The organism is Rhodococcus sp. NyZ502 (genome assembly GCF_041464245.1).
GTDB classification, from domain to species: Bacteria; Actinomycetota; Actinomycetes; order Mycobacteriales; family Mycobacteriaceae; genus Rhodococcus_F; species Rhodococcus_F qingshengii.
On the sequence record NZ_CP167155.1, the window covers coordinates 186508 to 205702 of the forward strand.

19 protein-coding genes are annotated in these 19195 nt (G+C 62.2%); 12 read left to right on the forward strand and 7 right to left on the reverse strand.

All coding sequences use genetic code 11. From position 1 onward, the window contains the following. The first annotated feature begins 67 nt into the window (after positions 1-67). Positions 68-1102: an Lrp/AsnC family transcriptional regulator gene (locus ACBG85_RS00915; RefSeq protein ID WP_047272740.1), complete on the forward strand. Its 1035-nt coding sequence runs from the start codon at positions 68-70 to the stop codon at positions 1100-1102. A gap of 3 nt (positions 1103-1105) precedes the next feature. On the opposite strand, the gene ACBG85_RS00920 is transcribed toward ACBG85_RS00915, so the two are convergent. Both ACBG85_RS00920 and ACBG85_RS00925 read right to left on the reverse strand, forming a co-directional pair. Further along, a complete protein-coding gene (locus tag ACBG85_RS00920; protein ID WP_007735982.1) occupies positions 1106-1819 on the reverse strand; it encodes a TMEM165/GDT1 family protein in 714 nt (237 codons plus the stop codon). A gap of 294 nt (positions 1820-2113) precedes the next feature. Next, a complete protein-coding gene (locus ACBG85_RS00925; protein WP_003944138.1) occupies positions 2114-2641 on the reverse strand; it encodes a hypothetical protein in 528 nt (175 codons plus the stop codon). A gap of 165 nt (positions 2642-2806) precedes the next feature. Between ACBG85_RS00925 and ACBG85_RS00930 the strand changes: the two genes are divergently transcribed. The 4 genes from ACBG85_RS00930 (at position 2807) to ACBG85_RS00945 (ending at position 7431) form a co-directional block, all read left to right on the forward strand. Further along, the gene (locus ACBG85_RS00930) at positions 2807-4156 is read left to right on the forward strand and encodes a DUF1254 domain-containing protein (RefSeq protein ID WP_372025845.1); all 1350 of its coding nucleotides are present in this window, start codon (positions 2807-2809) and stop codon (positions 4154-4156) included. 156 nt (positions 4157-4312) lie between these two features. Then, a complete protein-coding gene (locus ACBG85_RS00935) occupies positions 4313-4885 on the forward strand; it encodes an HdeD family acid-resistance protein (RefSeq protein WP_042453221.1) in 573 nt (190 codons plus the stop codon). 4 nt (positions 4886-4889) lie between these two features. Then, entirely contained in the window at positions 4890-6038 is a 1149-nt protein-coding gene (locus ACBG85_RS00940) for an AI-2E family transporter (protein WP_372025847.1), read from the forward strand. 43 nt (positions 6039-6081) lie between these two features. Next, on the forward strand, positions 6082-7431 hold the full coding sequence (locus ACBG85_RS00945; protein ID WP_341513928.1) for a hypothetical protein: 1350 nt from the start codon (positions 6082-6084) through the stop codon (positions 7429-7431). On the opposite strand, the gene ACBG85_RS00950 is transcribed toward ACBG85_RS00945, so the two are convergent. Beyond that, positions 7428-8051: a superoxide dismutase gene (locus ACBG85_RS00950; RefSeq protein ID WP_003944189.1), complete on the reverse strand. Its 624-nt coding sequence runs from the start codon at positions 8049-8051 to the stop codon at positions 7428-7430. The two genes, ACBG85_RS00945 and ACBG85_RS00950, sit on opposite strands and share 4 nt — an antisense overlap. Before the next feature lie 260 nt (positions 8052-8311). On the opposite strand from ACBG85_RS00950, the gene ACBG85_RS00955 reads away from it, so the two are divergent. The 3 genes from ACBG85_RS00955 to ACBG85_RS00965 all read left to right on the forward strand — a co-directional run bounded on the left by ACBG85_RS00955 (position 8312) and on the right by ACBG85_RS00965 (position 10850). Further along, a complete protein-coding gene (locus ACBG85_RS00955) occupies positions 8312-9490 on the forward strand; it encodes an acyltransferase (RefSeq protein ID WP_047272742.1) in 1179 nt (392 codons plus the stop codon). Beyond that, complete coding sequence (gene msrA / locus ACBG85_RS00960) at positions 9429-10142, forward strand: peptide-methionine (S)-S-oxide reductase MsrA (RefSeq protein ID WP_020905733.1); 714 nt, start codon at positions 9429-9431, stop codon at positions 10140-10142. Before ACBG85_RS00955 ends, msrA begins: the two co-directional genes overlap by 62 nt. 210 nt (positions 10143-10352) lie before the next feature. Continuing rightward, entirely contained in the window at positions 10353-10850 is a 498-nt protein-coding gene (locus ACBG85_RS00965; RefSeq protein ID WP_257216396.1) for a hypothetical protein, read from the forward strand. A 15-nt stretch (positions 10851-10865) separates the two neighbouring features. Here ACBG85_RS00965 and ACBG85_RS00970 read toward each other — a convergent pair whose 3' ends face one another. Together ACBG85_RS00970 and ACBG85_RS00975 are read right to left on the reverse strand one after the other, a co-directional pair. After that, entirely contained in the window at positions 10866-11795 is a 930-nt protein-coding gene (locus tag ACBG85_RS00970; RefSeq protein WP_003944174.1) for an LLM class F420-dependent oxidoreductase, read from the reverse strand. 21 nt (positions 11796-11816) lie between these two features. Then, positions 11817-13592 (reverse strand): hypothetical protein, encoded by a 1776-nt coding sequence (locus ACBG85_RS00975; RefSeq protein WP_372025850.1) that lies wholly within the window; start codon positions 13590-13592, stop codon positions 11817-11819. Positions 13593-14007: 415 nt separating this feature from the next. Between ACBG85_RS00975 and ACBG85_RS00980 the strand changes: the two genes are divergently transcribed. From ACBG85_RS00980 to ACBG85_RS00995, 4 genes are read left to right on the forward strand one after another with little or no spacing between them, the layout of a single operon-like run. After that, positions 14008-14985: a DUF4328 domain-containing protein gene (locus ACBG85_RS00980; protein WP_192712854.1), complete on the forward strand. Its 978-nt coding sequence runs from the start codon at positions 14008-14010 to the stop codon at positions 14983-14985. After that, complete coding sequence (locus ACBG85_RS00985; RefSeq protein WP_042920594.1) at positions 14982-15746, forward strand: glycerophosphodiester phosphodiesterase; 765 nt, start codon at positions 14982-14984, stop codon at positions 15744-15746. The genes ACBG85_RS00980 and ACBG85_RS00985 overlap by 4 nt, the downstream gene beginning before the upstream one ends. Positions 15747-15757: 11 nt before the next feature. Beyond that, positions 15758-16672 (forward strand): DUF5926 family protein, encoded by a 915-nt coding sequence (locus ACBG85_RS00990; RefSeq protein WP_003944127.1) that lies wholly within the window; start codon positions 15758-15760, stop codon positions 16670-16672. A gap of 53 nt (positions 16673-16725) precedes the next feature. Continuing rightward, positions 16726-17544 (forward strand): alpha/beta fold hydrolase, encoded by an 819-nt coding sequence (locus ACBG85_RS00995; RefSeq protein ID WP_003944129.1) that lies wholly within the window; start codon positions 16726-16728, stop codon positions 17542-17544. Here ACBG85_RS00995 and ACBG85_RS01000 read toward each other — a convergent pair. Both ACBG85_RS01000 and ACBG85_RS01005 read right to left on the reverse strand, forming a co-directional pair. Further along, a complete protein-coding gene (locus ACBG85_RS01000; RefSeq protein ID WP_030535839.1) occupies positions 17541-18086 on the reverse strand; it encodes a ferritin in 546 nt (181 codons plus the stop codon). The two genes, ACBG85_RS00995 and ACBG85_RS01000, sit on opposite strands and share 4 nt — an antisense overlap. Positions 18087-18240: 154 nt before the next feature. After that, positions 18241-19167 (reverse strand): cation diffusion facilitator family transporter, encoded by a 927-nt coding sequence (locus ACBG85_RS01005; protein WP_007735998.1) that lies wholly within the window; start codon positions 19165-19167, stop codon positions 18241-18243. Positions 19168-19195: the final 28 nt, after the last annotated feature.

Below are 19195 nucleotides of genomic sequence, written 5' to 3' on the forward strand. Positions count from 1 at the left end.
TCACACATCTTTGGCAAACAGGCAGGGATCACCGACCAGAATGCAGTAATCCGGCAATACTGGGCCGATGAAGCCGGAATCCGACGCATTTGTCATCGCGGAATCTGATCTGGAGATCATCAATGCACTTCAGCTCAACCCCCGCGCGTCGTGGACGCAGTTGTCGTCAGTGCTCGACATGGATTCGACGACGATCGCCCGCCGGTGGCGTCGCCTCGTTTCGAACGGTCATTCGTGGGTCAACGCGGTCGCAATCGGTCGAACCCACATATTCGGCTATCTCTTGATCAGGACCACACAGGATTCCGTTGCCGACGTGGGGGAGCTGTTACGTCAACTCTCCTGTGCCTATCTGTTGGCCAGGACGGAAGGCGAGTACGAATATTTCGTCGGAGTCGTGGCCGCCGACCACAAGAGTTTGGACGCTTTGGTGTGTGAGCACCTTGCCGCCGATCCTGGAATTCTGTCGATCAGAAGCCGGGTCGGGGTGAAGGTGTACCGGGACGGGTTCAGCTGGGAGCCGGGCGCTCTGGGGCAAGCGGGTCGGGCTCAGCTGGCAACGGCATCGACAAAGGGCGCTGCGGTGCCGGCAGATCCGACAGAGTTCCGCGAGTCCGACGGTGCCCTGTTGGAGGCGCTCGGCCGTGACGGACGTGCCAGCTATGCGCGTCTCGCCGCGATTTGTGGAACGAACGAGACTGCGATTCGACGGCGCTTGGCCCAACTGACTGCGTCGCAACAGTTGATTTTCCGCTGCGATGTCTCGCAACAGGCCGTCGGTTCACCGTTCGAAGTGATCTTCGACGTCGCTGTGGACGGTTCCACCGACGAACTCGGCAATCTTGTGTCGAGTTGGCCGGAGATCAGATTGTTGGTAGCGACCACCGGAACAGCGAACATGTTGATCAGCGTGTGGCTGAGCAGCCTCGCGCAGAGTCTTGTCGTCGAGGATCGACTCCGCCGAATCGGTAGTGTGCGGATCCTCGATCGACGTGTCTCGCTGTACCCGATGAAGCGGTTCGGGCAGCTACTCGGACCGAGCGGAGTGGCGGAAGGTCATGTCCCGGTCGCAATTTGGGGCGCCGGCGACGTTATTCGTTGAGCGTCAGTCGATCGGCGTCCGATTGTCGTCGACGAGGTGCGTAGCGGAGTCGGTCGCACGGGAGCGCTTCCAGATCATCCGAGCCAGTGCACCCAGCACGGACACGGCCAGGACAACGCCACCGCCGATGATGCCGGCCGACGAGTCCGGGAAGATGCCCTCGAGCAGCAGCCAGATACCGAAGACGAAGAACAGCACCGCGGCGCCGATCTTGATGAATCCGTCCGGAAGGTGCTTGCCCAGCACCGAGCCGACGATGATGGCGAGAGCGTCGGCCGCCACCATGCCTACCGTCGACCCGATCCAGACGCCGATCCAGTCGTTGTCGGTGGCAAGGGTGATGGTGGCGAGCATGGTCTTGTCGCCGAGTTCTGCCAGGAAGAAGGCCGAGGCGACGGCGATGAAGGCGGATCGCGTGACGCGACCGGCCTTGTTCTGCTCGTCGTCGGTGAGATCGTCACCGCGCAAGGTCCAGAGGCCGAAGATCAGGAAAGCGATACCGCCGACGATGGAAATCGCCGCGGTGGGGAGGGCGACGCCCAGGTAGTGGCCGACGGCGACCGAGACGAGGTGAACAAGGGTGGTGGCGACGGTGATTCCGCCGAGGACGACCCACCAGCGATAGCGCAAGGCAAACGTCATTGCCATCAGTTGCGACTTGTCACCGAGTTCTGCGACAAAAATGACGCCGAAACTCAAAAGTATTGCGGCAAGCAAGATTTACTCCTCCGGTCGGTGTAGGTCGGAGGAAAAATGCGAGCCTCCGGCCTGGGCAGGCGCAGTGGGTGCGCTTGTCCGGCCGAAGGTCTCGCCCACCGAGGCCACAAGACCTTCGGTTCGCCAGGCCGGGTGCTTCGCGATCCGCACCAGGCGGAGCGCGTCGAACCAGTATGTCGACACGGGCGATTGGGGGCTACTCCCCTTCGTTGCTGCCCACGTTAGCGCGCCTGAAACGAATTGGCAAAGCGCACAACAAGTTTGGGAGTCCGAACTTATCGCTTACCGGGGCCGTCACGAGGCGAGGAGCATGGCCAAAACAGCGGTGTCGGGATCGCTGATCGGATCGATGCCGACACGACTGATCATGGAGACGACTGTGCCGTCCGGCTCAGCCTCGACCCACGCCGCACGATGCTCCAAACCCAGATAGGGAAGGCCTGGCAGCAGTACACACCCCGACGCGCTGCCCTCGCATTCCGGCAGGCTGGGCGTGGTTTCCGACGGTGGGTGCAGCATGATCAGCGCCGGTGGCTGATGGTCGGAGAAACGGCCGGGTGTCAAGGCGAAATCGCCGAGTACCGGACCTTCGGCAACCACCAGACCGACGGTGCCCGGCTGCGGATCTTCGGGAACGTCTTCACGGACCCCGAAGACCGTCGTGGTCGGCAACAAACCTGGCATCGAGGCCACGCGGACAGCCAATGCGAGAAGCTGCGCCCACTCCTGGGTGGTGTCCGGCCAACGACCGGAAATGACGAACCCCTGCAAAGACCCAGCGGCTTGGAACGGAGAAATGCCTATTGCTTCGTTTCTGTTCATTTCTGTTCCTCCCTCGGTGCTGGGGCAAATCTCGGGCAGACGCGCATGCGTCGGTCCGGCACACCTCGTTGGGTAATCGAAATATGCACCCATTCGGTACTGGCACACAAGAGAGGGAGAGTGCCAGCCAGGTTTGCGCTGGTGAGGGCGGTGGTATGCGCAGACATGACTCTGTCGAAGAACCGTTCTCGGCTGGAAGACCTGGCAACGCAGGCGTGGATCTTCGGATATCCCCTGTTGATTGCTGCGGTATCGCGGGATGTCATGACGGCGGTGCCTTCGCCGGTGGCGATGAAAGCCCCGCTCAACCAGTTCGCATACGCGCGTACGACGCCGGATGCGACCTTCACCGATGTCGTCTCACCCAACGCGGACACTCTCTACTCGTCGGGGTGGCTGGACGTCTCGACGGAACCGCAGGTGCTCTCACTGCCGGACTTCGGCACCCGGTACTGGCTGGTCCCCATCCTCGACGCGTGGAGCGACGTGTTCACGGTTCCGGGATCTCGGACAGTCGGGCGGACCGGGGGACCGTACCTGGTGGCCGGGCCGAATTGGAAAGGCAACGTGCCCAAGGGTTTGACGCTGCTGCGGTCTCCGACGGCGATGAACTGGATAGTCGCCCGCTACGCGACGTCGGGGGGAACAGACCTGACAGAAGTGCACAGCCTGCAGGACCGGACGCGACTCACTCCTCTGTCGGAGTGGACGGGTGACCCGCAGGACTACACGCCCGGTGAAATGCCGGTGAACCCTGCCGTCGACACGCGGACGCCGCCGGTGGACCAGGTGGCCGCCATGGACGGCGAGGCATTCTTCACCAGACTCGACGCACTTCTCGACGACAATCCTCCGCGTCCGGAGGACACCGAGATGATGAAACAACTGTCCGACATAGGAATCGGCTCCTCCTTGCCCTGGAGGTCGCGTCCGCAGGAGGTACGTGATGCCCTCGATAGAGCTGCGCGAACCGGTATGGATGTGCTGAGCGAGATCGCCGAAGAGGCCGAGGGCAGTCCGAAGAACGGCTGGACGATGCACCGCGGCTTGGGGCACTACGGAACCCATTACGCTCAGCGGGCTCTGATCGTCTGGCTCGGTTTCGGGGCCAATCTCGACGCTGATGCCGTGTACCCGCATGCCACGACGGACGTCGACGGGAAGCCGCTGACCGGGGCGAAGAAGTACGTCCTGCACTTCGAGAAGGGCGAGCTGCCACCGGTCGAGGGCTTCTGGTCGCTCACGATGATGAACGAGCGGCAGTTCTTCGTGGACAACCCGATCGACCGATACGCGATTGGCGATCGAAGCGATCTGGTGTTTGCCGACGACGGTTCCCTCGACATCTATCTCCAGCACGAATCCCCTGGTGATGAGAAGGAGCGGAACTGGCTGCCGGCTCCGTCCGGCGACTTCAACGTCTTTCTGCGCCTGTACTGGCCGAAGGCGGCAGTGCTGTCGGGATCGTGGACTGCGCCCGGTATTCGAGAAGCAAGTATTCGAGAAGCAGGCTGAAAGTCCCCTCGCTTCGTACCCGAAGAGCACAACTCGGTATCAGCCGCGCGTTTCGATGGGCGGAAAGGTCACAAGAGTCATACGATCTGTCGGTATTGCCCTGTTTGAAGAGCTGTTGAATCGGTCAGAGACACCCGCTTGTTTCGGAGGCTACTGATGGTCACGCAGAATCCGTTCGTGCAGTACGGCAAAGAGATCTGGTGGATGATCCTGATCCGCGGAATCTTCGGCGTGATCTTCGGAATCATCGCGCTCGTGTGGCCGGGAATTACCTTGGTGGCCTTGGTTTTCCTGTTCGGTATCTACTCCATCGCCGACGGTTTGATCACGATAGTTCGCGCCATCCGGGACCGCGAGCATCTGAGCTCGTGGGGTTGGTGGGTGTTCACGGGCGTCGTCTCGGTCGGAGCCGGCATCGTCGCGCTGGTCTGGCCGGGCATCACTGCGCTGGTGCTGCTGTACATAATTGCCTTCTACGCCATCATGTTCGGAATCTTCGGAATTGTCGGCGCCTTCAAGATGAAGGCGCTGCCCGGATCCAGTTGGGGATGGTTGCTCGCCGCATCGGTGCTTGCTGTCATCTTCGGCATCATTCTTCTCATCGCGCCCGGCGAAGGCATCATCAGCCTCATCTGGTTGTTGGGTTGGTACGCAATCCTGTTCGGCCTCTTCATGATCGTGGGAGCATTCCAGATCAGGAGCCGGGCAAAGGAAGCCGGTGTTCTCTAAGCCGGTGTTCTCTAAGAAGGGAAAGCCGGCCGTCGAGGCTCTCACTCCGATCCCCACGCTGTCCGGTAGCGAGAACTGGTCGATCCCGCGCGGTTTGATCGTCCTGCTCGGTATTGCCGCCACCGTGGTCGCCGTCGGCGGAATGAAGGTGTTCGGCGGCATCCTCGGACCGGTATTCCTGGCCCTGGTGCTGACGATTGCCGTTCAGCCCATTCAGGATTGGTCACAGCGCCGAGGGTGGCCCAAGTGGGTCGGGATGTTGGGCTCACTGGTCACCGTGTACTTGATCCTGCTCGGGTTGGCGGCGTCGTTGATCGTGTCGACGGCTCAGTTGGCGACGATCCTGCCGCAGTACTCCGAGGAGATGACCAACCTCCTCAACGAGGGCCGCGACAAGTTGGCCGACTTCGGAGTGAGCACCGAACAGATCCAAAGCACGCTCAGCAGTGTCGATCTCACGAAGGTTGTGGGCGTCCTCGAAAGCGGACTGGAGGGCCTGCTCGGCATCCTGTCGGATCTGGTGTTCATTCTCGCGTTGTTGCTGTTCATGGCCTTCGACGGCATGAGCATCCGCTCGCGGTTGCATGTGTTGTCCGAGCAACGTCCCGAAATCTCCTACGCGCTCTCCACCTTTGCCGCCGGAACTCGCAAATACCTGGTGGTCTCGACGGTCTTCGGTCTCATCGTGGCGGTACTCGACGGTGGCGCGCTGTGGCTCATGGGCATTCAGCTGCCCGTCCTGTGGGCGTTGCTGTCCTTCATCACCAACTACATCCCCAACATCGGGTTCGTCATCGGCGTGATTCCACCGGCGCTCCTGGGACTGTTGCAGGGCGGGCCGTGGCTGATGCTGTGGGTGATCGTCGTCTACTCCGTCATCAACTTCGTGATCCAGTCCATCATCCAACCCAAGTTCGTCGGCGACGCCGTCGGACTGTCGGTGACGATGACGTTCCTCTCACTTGTCTTCTGGTCGTGGGTTCTCGGGGCGCTCGGAGCGCTGCTGGCGATCCCGCTCTCGTTGTTGGTGAAGGCCGTCCTGCTCGACATCGACCCAGCCACGCGCTGGGCCGACATCCTGATCAGTGGACCTCGGGACATGCCGAAGGAGGAACCAGAGGAGTCTGAGAAGCCGGCCACGCCCGCAGGCTAGGGCTCTCAGTGTTTCTACAAGTTGTTGCTTTATCGTCTCGCCCATGAGCGCCGAGAACACCACAGAAAACTCCCATCGCCGGCCGTCACGACTCGGTCGACGGCTGGCAGTCGGTGGTGTGGCCGCGATCGTCGCGGCTGCGGTGGCGGGGATCGGGTTCGTGATCTTCGCGGGCGGTGCCGACACCTCGAACACCGTCGCGATCGTGAACGCCGACGCGGGAACCACGCTCGACGGCAAGGAACTTCGGGCCGGCGACACGCTGGTGGACACGTTGGGCAAGAACGAAGACTTCGACTTCCAGGTGGTCGACAACCCCGGCGGGAACTACTTCGCGACGTTGACCGTGCCGGAGGACTTCAGCGAAACCGTCGCGTCTATGTTCGGCATGGATCCACGGCAGGCGAGCGTCGACCTCGAGGTGAAGGGCTCGGATTCGGAGAAGTCGGCCGAGTTGACTCGGGCCGTATCGGCGCAGGTCGGCGCGGACGGCATCAAGGGCCTGCTGGCTCAGACGTCGGCCGCCAGACGCTCGATCGATCAAAACCTCACCACCGCACAGATTCTGGTCGCCGGAACCAACGAGGCCGGAAAGTCCATCGATCAGGTGAAAGCAGGCGCAGGCACTCTGCTGCCGTACCTCGAGACCGCACGGTCCGGGGCGTTGGAGCTGATGAGCGTCGCGGATCAGGTGTCCGGTGTTGTCGATCAGGCGTCGGGGTCGGCGGAAGAGCTGGCCACGCGCGCGGACTCACTGGGCCTGACGCTGGGGGAGGCGTCTTCCTCGACCGCGGAACTGAAGACACGAATCGACACGCTGCAGACTGCGCTGAACGGCCTTCCGATCCCGCCTGACGTGACAGCGCAACTGGCCGGTGTGAGTTCAGATCTCGGTGCGCTGAATGCGCAATTGGGCACCGTTCCGGCGCTGTTGGGTGGCTCGGTCGGGCCCGATACGGAGCTCGGTGATCTAGTCCGCACCGCTGTCGGGCAGCTGCAAGGCGCGAGCGATCAACTGAGCAGTGCTGCCGGACAATTGAACGACGGCCTCATTCCCATCGCTGATCAGGCGCCGCAGATGCTCGGTGACGTGACCGATCAGATCACCCAGGGATTCACGACGCTGCAAGGAATCGCCAAGTCACTGGTCACGGGCCTCGACGGCGCAAAATCCGGTATTCCCGCGATGACCACCCCGCAGCAGGTTCAGCTGACCTCGGTGCTGTCGGATCCGGTGGCCGTGAATCAGACCACCGCGAGCAGCGGTGACTCCGGAACTCGCACACTGGCATTGGTCTTCGGAGCCACGACGGTCCTGCTCGGTGGTGCTCTGCTGACACGAACGGCGGCGCCCCTGGTGAGGCGCCGCCGTTCGCAAGAAGAGCGTGACTAGACGATCAGACCTGCGGTCTGGGTACGTGCACGGTCGAAGCGAGCCGAAACGTCGTTCCAGTTGACGATGTTCCAGAATGCCTTGACGTAGTCGCCCTTGACGTTCTGGTAGTCGAGGTAGAAAGCGTGCTCCCACATGTCGAGGAGCAGCAGCGGCGTGAGGCCGATGGAGATGTTGCCCTGCTGATCGTAGAGCTGGACGATGATCAGACGCTGTCCGATCGAGTCCCACGCGAGGATGGACCAGCCGGAGCCCTGGATGGCGTTGGCGTTCGCGGAGAAGTGAGCGCGGAAGAGATCGAACGAACCGAAGTTGTCGTCGATCGCTGCGGCGAGTTCACCTTCGGGCTTGTCGCCACCGTCAGCGCTGAGGTTGTTCCAGAAAACGGTGTGGTTGGTGTGGCCACCGAGGTGGAACGCCAGGTTCTTCTCGAGCAGGTTGGCCTGCGCTGCGATGGTGTCGTTCTCACGAGCCTCGGCCAGCTTCTCGAGTGCAGCGTTGGCACCGGCAACGTAAGCCGCGTGGTGCTTGTCGTGATGCAGCTCCATGATCTTGCCCGAGATGTGCGGCTCGAGGGCTGCGTAGTCGTAGGGGAGTTCCGGCAGCGTGTAAACAGACACGAGGGTCCCTTCTTTGCGGGCTGGTGAGCCCTGGTGCTTTAGAGTGCGTCGATCACCGGTCACGGCGTGACGTCACTCGCGTATGTGCAAATCATTCTTCGGGTTTCCACCCAATAACATTCGTACACCGTCCGCAACAGTCCGGCTCAGGTAGTAATCACCAAAGAATAAAGTTTGGGAAACCGAACTTGCTCCGATCTAAGGGTAAGCTAATATGCGCAAATTCGTCGTAAAGGTGAACGGAACCTTAAACTTGCGCGATGCCCGCACCAGTTTTCCTCCCGGAATCACCAGAGGCGGCCGCGCCTCGGGTGAATCTTCCGGGCGCTGACCTGCTGCGAGCCCTGGCGGTTGCCGCCGTGATCTACTCCCACATCTCTTTCTACGTCATCGACGATCTCGGCTCGGGTTGGTGGGTGATCGACGTCGTCTACGGCGTTTTGATCGAGCCTGCCGAACTCAACCAGCACCTCTCTTTTGTCGGCGTCGCAGTATTCATGATGCTTACCGGTGCTCTGGTGACGCGATCCGCGATTCGCGACGGCCCCGGAAAGTTCTTGACCAACCGATTCAGTCGACTGCTGCCCGCATTCTGGGTGGCGACCGCGATTGCCATTCTTCTGGTCCGCCTCGGAATCAACGGAATGTTCAGCGGTCAGGAAGGTATTTCCGATACCGAAGCGTTGATGAGCTTTTTTCTCGGCGGATTCTTTCTCAAGCCCGAGGTAGCAGTTCTGGGAGTGACCTGGACACTCACCGTTCAATTCCTCTTTTATCTCGCATGTGTCGCGGCTCGCCCGATACTGCGGCTGCGACCGATCGTCATGCCGCTCGCCGGTGGTGCGCTGTGCTCGCTGGTGCTGCTCTACAACGTCTACGCGCCGCTGCCGTACACCGTGCCGATGCTGTCCAAGATCGCCGCGACGCTGCCGGCCGTCTTCCTCGGCCAGATCATGTACCTCGCGTGGGCGAAGCTCGCTCCCGGCCGCTGGCTGATCGCGGCCGTCCTCGTCCAGATGCACGTCATCATCGTGGCGACCCAGTTCCGCGTCTACTGGGCCGGTGAGCACTATCTGTGGACCATTTCGGTAGTCGCTGCAGCGGTAGTTCTCATCGGCCGCTACGACGGCGTCCCGACGCGCTGGCCGGTCGTGAAGTGGCTCTCGACGCGTAGTTACGTCATCTATCTCGTGCACACCCTGATCCTGTACCGCGTCGTCGAGAACACTGTTTTGTACGTCGGACCGACGCTGGCGTTTGCGCTCTTCCTTCTGGCCACGGCCGCGGTAGCAGAAATCGGCTACCGGTGGGTGGAGCTGCCCGGCGCCCGGGCGATCACGGCGTGGCGAAACAGTCGCTCGCGCGTAGCATCGAAGCATGAGCTGGTACGACGACATTCTGGGACGAGCGTCCGCAAAATCCACGCTGATCGCGCCTGAGGACGCACTCCCGGGCCGAGAGCAGAAAATGCCGGTTCCGACCGCGCACTACGTCAACGGGCATCCGCTGACGCCGCCGTTTCCGGCCGAACTACAGACGGTCGTCGTAGGGATGGGTTGTTTCTGGGGCGCCGAGAAGGAGTTCTGGCAGCTTCCCGGCGTGTACACGACCGCTGCGGGTTATGCGGGCGGCTTCACGCCCAACCCGACGTACGAAGAGACGTGCTCCGGACGTACGGGTCACACCGAAGTCGTGCTGGTGGTCTTCGATCCCGCAGTGATCTCCTACGAGCAGATCCTGGCGCACTTCTGGGAGAACCACGATCCGACGCAGGGGATGCGTCAGGGTAACGACCAGGGCTCGCAGTACCGTTCGGCGATCTTCACGACGTCCGCGGAGCAGGAAGAAATCGCTCATGCGTCGGCCGTCGCTTTCGGTGAACGGCTTGCCGAAGCCGGATATGGAGCGATCACCACCGAAATCGGTCCGCTGCGCGACTTCTTCTACGCGGAGGATTACCACCAGCAGTATCTGGCGAAGAATCCCGGCGGTTACTGCCCGGTGCATGCCACGGGCGTCAGTTGCCCGGTCGGATTGCTCCGTCAGGATCAGGTTCCGGCGCAGACGGACATCCTTCCGCCGAGCGAATAACTGGACAGGTGTTGGAGGACACATGTGATTCAGCTCGTTAACACTTGCAACTAGATCGAAACAAAGGGAATCTCGATGTAAGAGTGTGTCGTCGAGAGAACTGAGCTCACAATGTCAGGTAGTACGCGAGGAACTGCGTCGCTGCTCCGACGCACAATTCATGTAGGCCACGATCCGATGGTTCGCCGCAGTGATCGGATCGAAGGGTTCATGTCCTTCGGTCTGATCATTTTCGCGATTCTTCTGCTGCCTCTCGCGGTATGGGCAGGGGCTGCGACTGCTTCGAGCCAGAACGCACTGATCGCCAAACAATCCGCCGAATTACACAGTATTTCGGCGACGACGACAGCAGATTCGACGCAGACCACCGCCTCGACAGCCGATTACATTGCGCCGACCACCGAAATGGCCAGCGCGCAGTGGAACTGGAACGGCCAGGTTCACACGGGTGATGTCACTGTCGACTCGGCGACGCCCGCCGGCACCGAGGTCCCCATCTACGTCAATGATCAGGGCGACAAGACCGTAGCTCCGATCACTCAGAGTGCTGCCGACGTCGCAGCCGTGGTGACCGGGGTTTTCACCTGGTTCAGCGTGATGTCGCTGCTGGTCATCGCTTTCATGCTGGTGCGCGTCTTTCTCGACCGTTCCCGCTCGGCCCAGTGGGACCGAGACCTACGCGCGTTCCTCGACGCGAACGCGCTGTAGATCCCGGCCCATTCCTTACTGCAGTTGGGGCATGACCTCGCTTGCGACGAGTTCGAGATGATCCAGATCGGCGAGATCGAGAGTCTGCAGATACACGCGCTGTGAACCGGCGTCGGCGAAAGTGCCGATCTTGTCGACCAGCTCCGAAGGTGTTCCGGCCAGACCGTTCTCACGTAGCTCGTCGACGTCGCGTCCGATAGCCTCGGCGCGCTTCTTGATCTCCGCCTCGTCGCGGCCGCAGCACAGGACGAGAGCGTTGGAGTACACCAATTCGTTCGGATCGCGCTCGTGCTCGACGCAAGCCTGACGAACCCGCGCAAAGATGTCCTTCGTTTCCTCGAGGGACTTGAACGGGATGTTGAACTCGTTTGCGAACCGAGCGGCGAGCGCTGGAGTCTTCTTCTTGCCTGTGCCACCGATCAGGATCGGCGGACCGTCGACCTGGTGCGGTTTGGGAAGCGCGGGAGAGTTCTTGATCTGCACGTGCTTACCGTCGTAGTCGAACGTGTCGCCGACCGTCGTACGCCACAGACCGGTCACGACGTCGAGAGTTTCCTCGAGCAGTTCGAAGCGATCCTTGAGCGCCGGGAACGGGATGCCGTACGCCTGGTGCTCTTCCTCGTACCAGCCGGCACCGATGCCGAGGTCTACGCGGCCACCACTCATCTGATCGACCTGTGCGACCGAGATGGCCAGCGGTCCGGCGTGACGGAACGTAGCCGACGTCACCAGAGTGCCGAGGCGGATGGTGGATGTTTCGCGGGCGATTCCGGCGAGCGTGATCCACGCGTCGGTGGGCCCGGGAAGGCCGTCGGAATTCATGGCGAGATAGTGGTCCGAGCGGAAAAATGCGCCGTAGCCGAGTTTTTCGGCGGTCTGGGCAACAGTCAGTAGTTGTTCGTAGGTAGCGCCCTGCTGGGGTTCGGTGAATATACGCAGCTCCATGAGTTCTACTCTGCCACTATTTCACTTGGTCGGGACGACGGCACCGACTTGTCCGGCGCCGAAACACAGGGTCGGTCCCGGCGCTGTCGGCGTGATCTTCACGCTGTTTCCGTGGCCGACCAGGCGCACGAACACCGAGTGCAAACCTTGGGTGACGGGTACGGATACTGCGTCGCCGGACTCCAACGCAACATCGATCGTTCCGTCGGCGCTGGCGAGGTAATTGAGCTGAACCGTCCATTCCCAGCCGGCCAGGGGGCCGTCGAGGGGGAGCTCGGTCGGGCCTTCGGCACGGGTGCCGCAGTTCGGCGCCGTTCCTTCGGGAATCCTTCTCGTCCAGGTCACTTCGGCATCGACGATCTGACCGCTGTCGTCGATGGCGCGCAGAATCGGAGTGCTGGAAGAGAATTCGGGGCGATCAGGCAGCGGCGCGAGAACGTTGCTTGCCAAATTGTTCGGAAAGGCGACGGGAAGGAGCACTTCGATCGCGACGGGTTGCTCGAGCAGTGGAGCATCCTGATTCTGTGACAACGACATTCGCGCGTTCGCGAGGTAGTCGCGGGTCGGGTTCTCGCGCCAGATGTCGACGAACGTGACGGTCGAGACGAGCGAACTGATCACGAAGAGCACTGACAGGCCGGCGGCGACTGCGACGGGCAAACGGGCCGGACGTCGCCGAGGCGCAGCGAGAATAAGAGCGGCGGCGAGGGCGAACACCGTCGCCGAATCCGTGAAGTAACGCAAGGTCTGCGCCAACTCGTAAGTGGTGTCGGTGTCGGATCGGGTAGCGGTCATCGCCACCACGGAGGCCAGGAAGTACAGCGCCGCGGCAGCCCAGATCCAGGCAGCGCCGCGTCGGGCACGCACTGTCATCACGGCCGTCGTCAGCAGCGCGGTCCAGGCTGCGACCACCAAGAGCGTCGGCGGATCGGCCCAGGCGGGGCTGGGGATCCACCGCTCCCAGCGCCAGGGGCCGCCGAGAAGAGTGGGAAGCATCCCCAAAGACGTTCCGTGATGCAGCAGTTCGGTGGACATCGAACGGCCGTATCCGGTGATCGGAGATTCGACAGTTGTCAGATACACCGGAATCCAGATCGCGAGCACGGCGGCGCAGGCCGTCCACAGGAGTCGGCACTTCGTGATCGCACTTCGTATCGGCGTTCCTTCACCTTGTGTGCGCAAGTACAGCACCAGAAAAGCGAGTGCCACGAACGGAACGAGCACTGCTTTCTCGAAGAACAGCAAGGAGATGACAAAAACCGCGGTGCCCGAGAACACGTAGCGCACCTGCCCGGTGCGGTACAGCTTGATCGCGTCGCCGCATGCCCAGGCCAGCGCGATCTGGAGCGGCAATGCATTGAGCGCGGCTGCCCACCACGAGAACGCCGGAAGTGTCAGCGGGACGAACAGATACAGGAGCAGCGGAATCAACAGTGCCGGTCGCCGGCCGAGGACCAACCGAAGAGTGCGCAGAAGCGCCAACGACGCGGCGGCCTGACCGATGACGAGCAGCGTTGCCGACAGCGCCCAGTTGTACGGCGCGATACGGGCGATCAACCCGGTGAAGAAGAAGGCCGCGGGCATGAAGTGACCGTCGTGGTCGTAGAGCAGGAGTTCGCTCGAGAAGAGTGGGAAGCGTCCTCCACGGCCCATCAGGATGAGGTCGTCCCAGTAGAAGTAATTGCTCGCGGCAACCCAGACGCGAATGACGAGCTGACATCCGATCAACACGAACGCGAGCTGCGTGACCCGTCTCGGGGTGAACGTCAGAGTTGGCTCGGGCTGTGGAGAAGTCATCGACGGTCATGCTTCCAGGTGTGTCAAAAACCGACTTCTCATAAAAAGGGGATACCGGTCTTTTCTGTCTTTTCGGGAGCAATTTCTGAATGGATTGTGAACTTTGCCGGGATAAATGACGTCGACGCCCGAAAGTTCACTGACCTGCGGTGTCAAATTCATCCTCGAGCCTGTGCATCGTTCGCTAACACCTGTCAGCAAATTCTCAGGGTCTTGCCCGTGACCTGTGGATAAAGCCCGATTCATTCATCCAGAACTGTGGATGAACCTGTGGAAACTGTGGATAACTCGAGTTTTTAAGTGGCGGAGGTCACATTATTCGAACAATGCAGGTGAACGCGGTGGAGGTTCGATCACAAATCGGGAGTGAATCCATTTGCTGCCGTTACCGATACGGCGTGACAGAATCGAAGTTGTGAGTGTCGTTCAGGTCTGCGCCCGGTGCGCCGCACGCTGGCCTGTCGTCGGCGGCCCGACGCAGTGGTGCCCGCGCTGCAGCGGCGTCCTGCTGATCCCCACCCGCACCGAGATCTACCAACCGCCCAACCGCCGTGGCTTCCGCTGGATCGCGCGCTCCCCGTCCGACCCCCGCGGCGTGGGGGACGCACCAGTGCGTCGTAGCTTCTCCACTCCGCGCTACGACGCTGTCCCGCAGTGGGGACTCCAGGACGTCGTCGACAACTCACCGGTGCCGCCCTCGCGAGCGGACCGGATGGCCGACCGAGTCGGGCCGTTGCTGACGCTCGCAACGATCCTCTACGGACTGGCAGTGTTCGCCGAACTGGGCAGATACGCGATCCTGGTCCGCAACCGCACCAGGCTGATCCCGCAGTCGCTGCTCACGGTCTCCGACGCCGCCGTGTACTTCACTCAGTTGGGTGGACTGCTGATCTCGGTCTTCGCGGCAATCGCCGCTGTGTGCTGGCTGCTTCGTCGGCGTCGTGAACACTTCGCAGGTGCCCGGGAATCCGATCCACGCACAGCGTCGGAAGTTGTCGTCGGCTGCGCTGTGCCGATCCTCAACCTGGTGATGCCGGCCGTTTATCTCTTCGAGTTGGTCCGCCGCGATCCGCGCGGAACCCTGCTGGTCAAGATCTGGTGGGGCTTCTGGGGATTCAGCGCTCTGCTGCTGGTGGTCAACGCGTACTGGCGATCACGCCCGGGGATTCAGGCAATGGCCGACGGGGTTCTGCTGAACGCTTTCATCGCACTGATCGCTGCCGTCACCGCGGCGTTGACACTCGTCGTGATCCGCCGGATCGAGCGCAAGAGCTGGCGCGGTGAACCGGAATCGGAAACCCGGTGGGTGCCAGTGCCGCGCTCGGTGCTGGAAGAGAAGACGGTGCTGGAAGAGAAGACGGTGCTGGACGAGAAGGAGACCGCTGCCCTGTGAGCCCAGATCGTCGAGGTCCACTCGTCGTTGCGCACCGAGGTGCGTCGGCTGCGCGGCCGGAGCACACCCTCGCCGCCTACGAACTGGCCCTCGAGGAGGGTGCGGACGGGCTCGAATGCGACGTCCGGCTCACCCGCGACGGACACCTGGTCTGCGTTCACGACCGCAAGGTCGACCGCACCTCCAGCGGGACGGGGATCGTCAGCGAGATGACGCTCGATTCGCTGACCGCTCTGGACTACGGGTCGACGAGCGAACCGGCCGAACTGCTGACTCTCTCCGATCTCATCACCCTCGCTCTGGATTTTGCGCGCCCGGTGAAGCTGTTCATCGAGACCAAGCACCCCGTGAGGTTCGGCGGATTGGTCGAAGCCAAACTCCTGGCGGAACTGCACCGCTTCGGGATCGCGTCACCGCCGTCGGCCGATCACTCGCGGGCAGTGGTCATGTCTTTCTCGGCGAGTGCGGTCTGGCGAGTGCGTCGTTCGGCACCGCTGCTGCCGACGGTCCTGCTCGGTGACGCGTCGCGGTACCTCGGCGGCGGTGCGTCGACGGCTGTGGGCGCTACTGCGATCGGGCCGTCGATCAAGGCGCTGCGCGAACATCCCGATCTGGTCGATCGGGCCGCCGCTGCGGGTCGCGCGACGTACTGCTGGACCGTCGACGACAAGGCGGATGTGGACCTGTGTCGTGAGCTCGGGGTCAGTTGGGTTGCCACCAACCATCCCGGGCGCACGAAGCAATGGCTGGGCAGCGTGTAGATTTTGCCCTCGTGGCCAAGAAGAGCAAAAGAAACAGTGGACCGAAGCAGGGCAGCGCACGCGCAGAGAAGCTGGCGGCACGCCAAGCAGAGCGTGAAGCCGCTGCCGGCGTAGTCAGCCGCCCGTTCGAGGGCCTTGCCGCCGAGTGCGATCTGGTCGCGCTGCGTGAATTCGTTCCGTCCGCCACGGCTCCGTTGCCGGTCATCGGCTCCGACCGTCCCGTCACGTTGGCAACGGTCCTCCCCGGCGCTGTTGCCGCACTCGTCCGCGACGAGGGCGAGACGGCCACCGGATTTGTCGGTGTCCAGGTTCAGGCGCACTCGGCCGACCTCGGCGCAGACCTCGCCGCTTCGGTGAACTGGATCAAGGACGCGGCCCCCGGCGACGCGCTTTCTGCCGCGAACCCCGATTCCGAGACCCCCGCTGTCACCGCTGTCGTCGATCCCTCGGCACTGCTCGACATCACCGTGCACCAGAACTTCAACTGGTGGATCCCCGAGGGCGTCGAAACCGATCCCGAGGTTGCCGCCACCGTGCAGCACGCCAACTCGGCGATCATGCCCTCTGCACGCCTCGAAGGCGACGGCCTCGTTGCCGCGTGGTGGGTCGACGCCGGCGAGAAGGCGCACCTGCGTTGGGTTCGTCCCGAGAGCGAAGACGACCTGATGCTCGCGCTGGCGCGCGTGCACGCGACCGGTGGACTGCATCTGGGTGAGGGCTCGCGCTACGCAGGCTCGTTCCGCACCCACGGCCTGTTGGTTCCCGTCTTCGACCTCGACCGCGAAAAGCATGCAAACGAGTGGGTAGCGGCAACCGTCGAGCTCGGTGAGCGTCTTGCCGAGGCTCTGGCCGTCGATGCTCCGCTGACCTCGGCCGAGCTTCGCTCGCGCGACGGACTTCGTGGTCGTCAGGTCACGCTGCGCTGATTTTTTCGCCCGAACTATAGGCGTTACGCGAAGTTACGGTTAATGTTGGTGACATGACCTTGTCGCATGACATCTCCGGTAGTGGTCCCACGCTTGTGCTCGTCCATGGCATCGTCCATCGACGGCAGGCGTGGGATTCGCTTTTGGACCAGCTGACGCCGTACCGCCGCGTCGTCACCGTCGACCTGCCGGGTCACGGAGAGTCGCTGCTGCCCGAACTCGGTCCGGACGTCATGGGACAGCTGATCGACGATGTCAGTGAGTTCGTCAAGGAAGTGACGCCGGCGGGGGAGCGTGCCCACGTCGCGGGAAACTCCCTCGGCGGCTGGATTGCCCTCTCGCTGGCAGCGCGCGGAGATGTCGCGTCGGCGACAGCTCTTTCGCCGGCCGGGTTCTTTGTCAATCACCTCGATCAGGTGCGAGCGATCAACACGTTCCGTGCACTGCGTGGCACGGCCAAGCTCATGGGTGACGGATTGCCACGCGCATTGCGGTACAAGCTGATTCGCTATCCGGCGCTCGCCGCGTTCTTCGCTCACCCGAGTCATGTCGGTTATGCAGCGGCGTTGGCCGACTGCCGTTCGCTCGTGTCGAACGAACTCGTCGATCTCGGTCTCGAGATGGACTTCGTGCTGCCGCCCATCGTGGATCCCACTGTGCCGGTGACGGTTGCGTGGGGTCGACGCGATCTCATCCTGCCCGTGTATCAGGCGCAGCGCGTGAAAAAGCCGTTCCCGCAGGCAAAGTTGATGGTTCTGCCCGGCCTTGGGCACGTACCGATGACAGATGCCCCCGAGCTGATCAGTTCGATCCTGCTGGCAGGAAGCGAACCGTTCGGCTCGAGGGCAAAATCCGTGAGTGCTGCAGGCTAGATGGTTCCGCCGGCTGCGCTCGGTGCACCGGTGGTGTCACCGACGGTGCTCATCTCGCGGGACACGAAGTCTTCGAGGTCGAACAGGTTGGCGCCTGCGCGGTCCGCGATGGTGAGAAGTGTTGTCATGCTTGCAACTTCCTCGACCTGCTCCTTGAGGAACCACTGCATGAACTGCTCGCCGAGGTAGTCGCCTTCTTCGCGGGCAGTGCTCGCGAGCTGGACGATTTGCTCGGTGACCGTCTTCTCCTGCGTCAGCGCGAGAGCGATGGGCTCGCGGGCATCCTTGAAGTCGGCCTTCGCGGCGTCGACGCCGGTGAGTTCGACATTGATGTCGCGATCGAGGAAATACTGAACGATCATCATGGCGTGGTTACGCTCTTCCACAGCCTGCTTGTAGAAGTGCTTTGCCAGCTGTGGCAGATCCGCATTGTCGAAGTAAACCGCTGTCGCGATGTACTGATGCGAAGCGTTGAACTCGTTGCGAATCTGGTCTCGGAGTAGTGCGTGGAATTTGGTCATGTGAGTCTCCCCAGAAGTCATGAATTCCAAGATAGTGCAGGTCAGAGGCCCTGTCATCCCAGTATGACCTTATTGTGGTAAGCGTTCCCAAACTAAAGAAGACCTAATTTTTCTTCGAATTCGGTGAGGTTATCGAGCCCGGTGAATTCGAATGTTTCATTTAGGAATGTCCATTTCACCAGGCGAGTTCCGCGCATTTACCGTCGCTTCCCTGTAGTTCCACCTGTACGGTGGCGTGCCCCAGTTCGAATACCTCGGCAAGCAAGGTTCGGGTTGCTGCGAGCACCGTTGTGGGATCGGCGTCACTGACCGCGGTGACGTGAACGGAAGCAACTTCCATCCCCGAGGTGAGTGTCCAGACGTGCAGATCGTGCGCGTCGACGACTCCCGGCAGAGCGTTGATCTTCTCGATGATCGAGGTGACGTCGATGCGGTCGGGAGCCTGCTGGAGGAGGATGCGAACGGCGTGGCGGCCCAGGTTGAAGGCACGTGGCAAGACGAAGAGGCCGATCGCGACGCCGATGACGGGGTCGGCGTAGCGCCAACCGAACGCGAGCGTGACCAAGCCGCTGACCAGGACGCCGATGGACCCGACCATGTCCGCCATGACTTCGAGGTAGGCGCCGCGGATGTTGATGCTTTCCTTCGCGCCGCTGCGCAGCATGAGGAAGGCGATGACGTTCATCGCCAGACCGACGACGGCGACTGTCGCGACGGGAAGGCCGGGAACCTCGGGCGGATCCGTGAAGCGGCTGGCGGCCTCGTAAAGCACCCACCCGGCGACTGCGAAGAGCAGGATCGCATTGGCCAGTGCCGCAAACACTTCCGTGCGGTACATGCCGAAAGTACGGTCGGGGCGCCGGGCGGCACGCTGTGCGACGAGGATCGCGGCGAGCGCCATGAAGATGCCGAAGATGTCTGTGAACACGTGCGCCGAGTCCGAGAGCAGGGCCAGTGACGAGGTGAAGAGGCCGACCGTCACCTGCAGCACGAAGGTCACCAACCCGAGGCCGGCGGCGATCCACAGTTTGTTGACATGCTTGCCGCTGTTGCTGGTCGCAGCCTCGGCGGGGGAGATTCCGTGCCCGTGTCCGTGTGACATCGAAGGTCCTTTCGTCGACGCCAGCCTA

Excerpts from the sequence above, each read along its gene's own strand:
- ACBG85_RS00915 (WP_047272740.1), top strand. The coding sequence starts at position 68 with ATGAAGCCGGAATCCGACGCATTTGTCATCGCGGAATCTGATCTGGAG.
- ACBG85_RS00925 (WP_003944138.1), bottom strand. The coding sequence starts at position 2,641 with ATGAACAGAAACGAAGCAATAGGCATTTCTCCGTTCCAAGCCGCTGGG.
- ACBG85_RS00930 (WP_372025845.1), top strand. The coding sequence starts at position 2,807 with ATGACTCTGTCGAAGAACCGTTCTCGGCTGGAAGACCTGGCAACGCAG.
- ACBG85_RS00935 (WP_042453221.1), top strand. The coding sequence starts at position 4,313 with ATGGTCACGCAGAATCCGTTCGTGCAGTACGGCAAAGAGATCTGGTGG.
- ACBG85_RS00945 (WP_341513928.1), top strand. The coding sequence starts at position 6,082 with ATGAGCGCCGAGAACACCACAGAAAACTCCCATCGCCGGCCGTCACGA.
- ACBG85_RS00955 (WP_047272742.1), top strand. The coding sequence starts at position 8,312 with ATGCCCGCACCAGTTTTCCTCCCGGAATCACCAGAGGCGGCCGCGCCT.
- msrA (WP_020905733.1), top strand. The coding sequence starts at position 9,429 with ATGAGCTGGTACGACGACATTCTGGGACGAGCGTCCGCAAAATCCACG.
- ACBG85_RS00965 (WP_257216396.1), top strand. The coding sequence starts at position 10,353 with ATGTCCTTCGGTCTGATCATTTTCGCGATTCTTCTGCTGCCTCTCGCG.
- ACBG85_RS00970 (WP_003944174.1), bottom strand. The coding sequence starts at position 11,795 with ATGGAGCTGCGTATATTCACCGAACCCCAGCAGGGCGCTACCTACGAA.
- ACBG85_RS00975 (WP_372025850.1), bottom strand. The coding sequence starts at position 13,592 with ATGACTTCTCCACAGCCCGAGCCAACTCTGACGTTCACCCCGAGACGG.
- ACBG85_RS00995 (WP_003944129.1), top strand. The coding sequence starts at position 16,726 with ATGACCTTGTCGCATGACATCTCCGGTAGTGGTCCCACGCTTGTGCTC.
- ACBG85_RS01000 (WP_030535839.1), bottom strand. The coding sequence starts at position 18,086 with ATGACTTCTGGGGAGACTCACATGACCAAATTCCACGCACTACTCCGA.
- ACBG85_RS01005 (WP_007735998.1), bottom strand. The coding sequence starts at position 19,167 with ATGTCACACGGACACGGGCACGGAATCTCCCCCGCCGAGGCTGCGACC.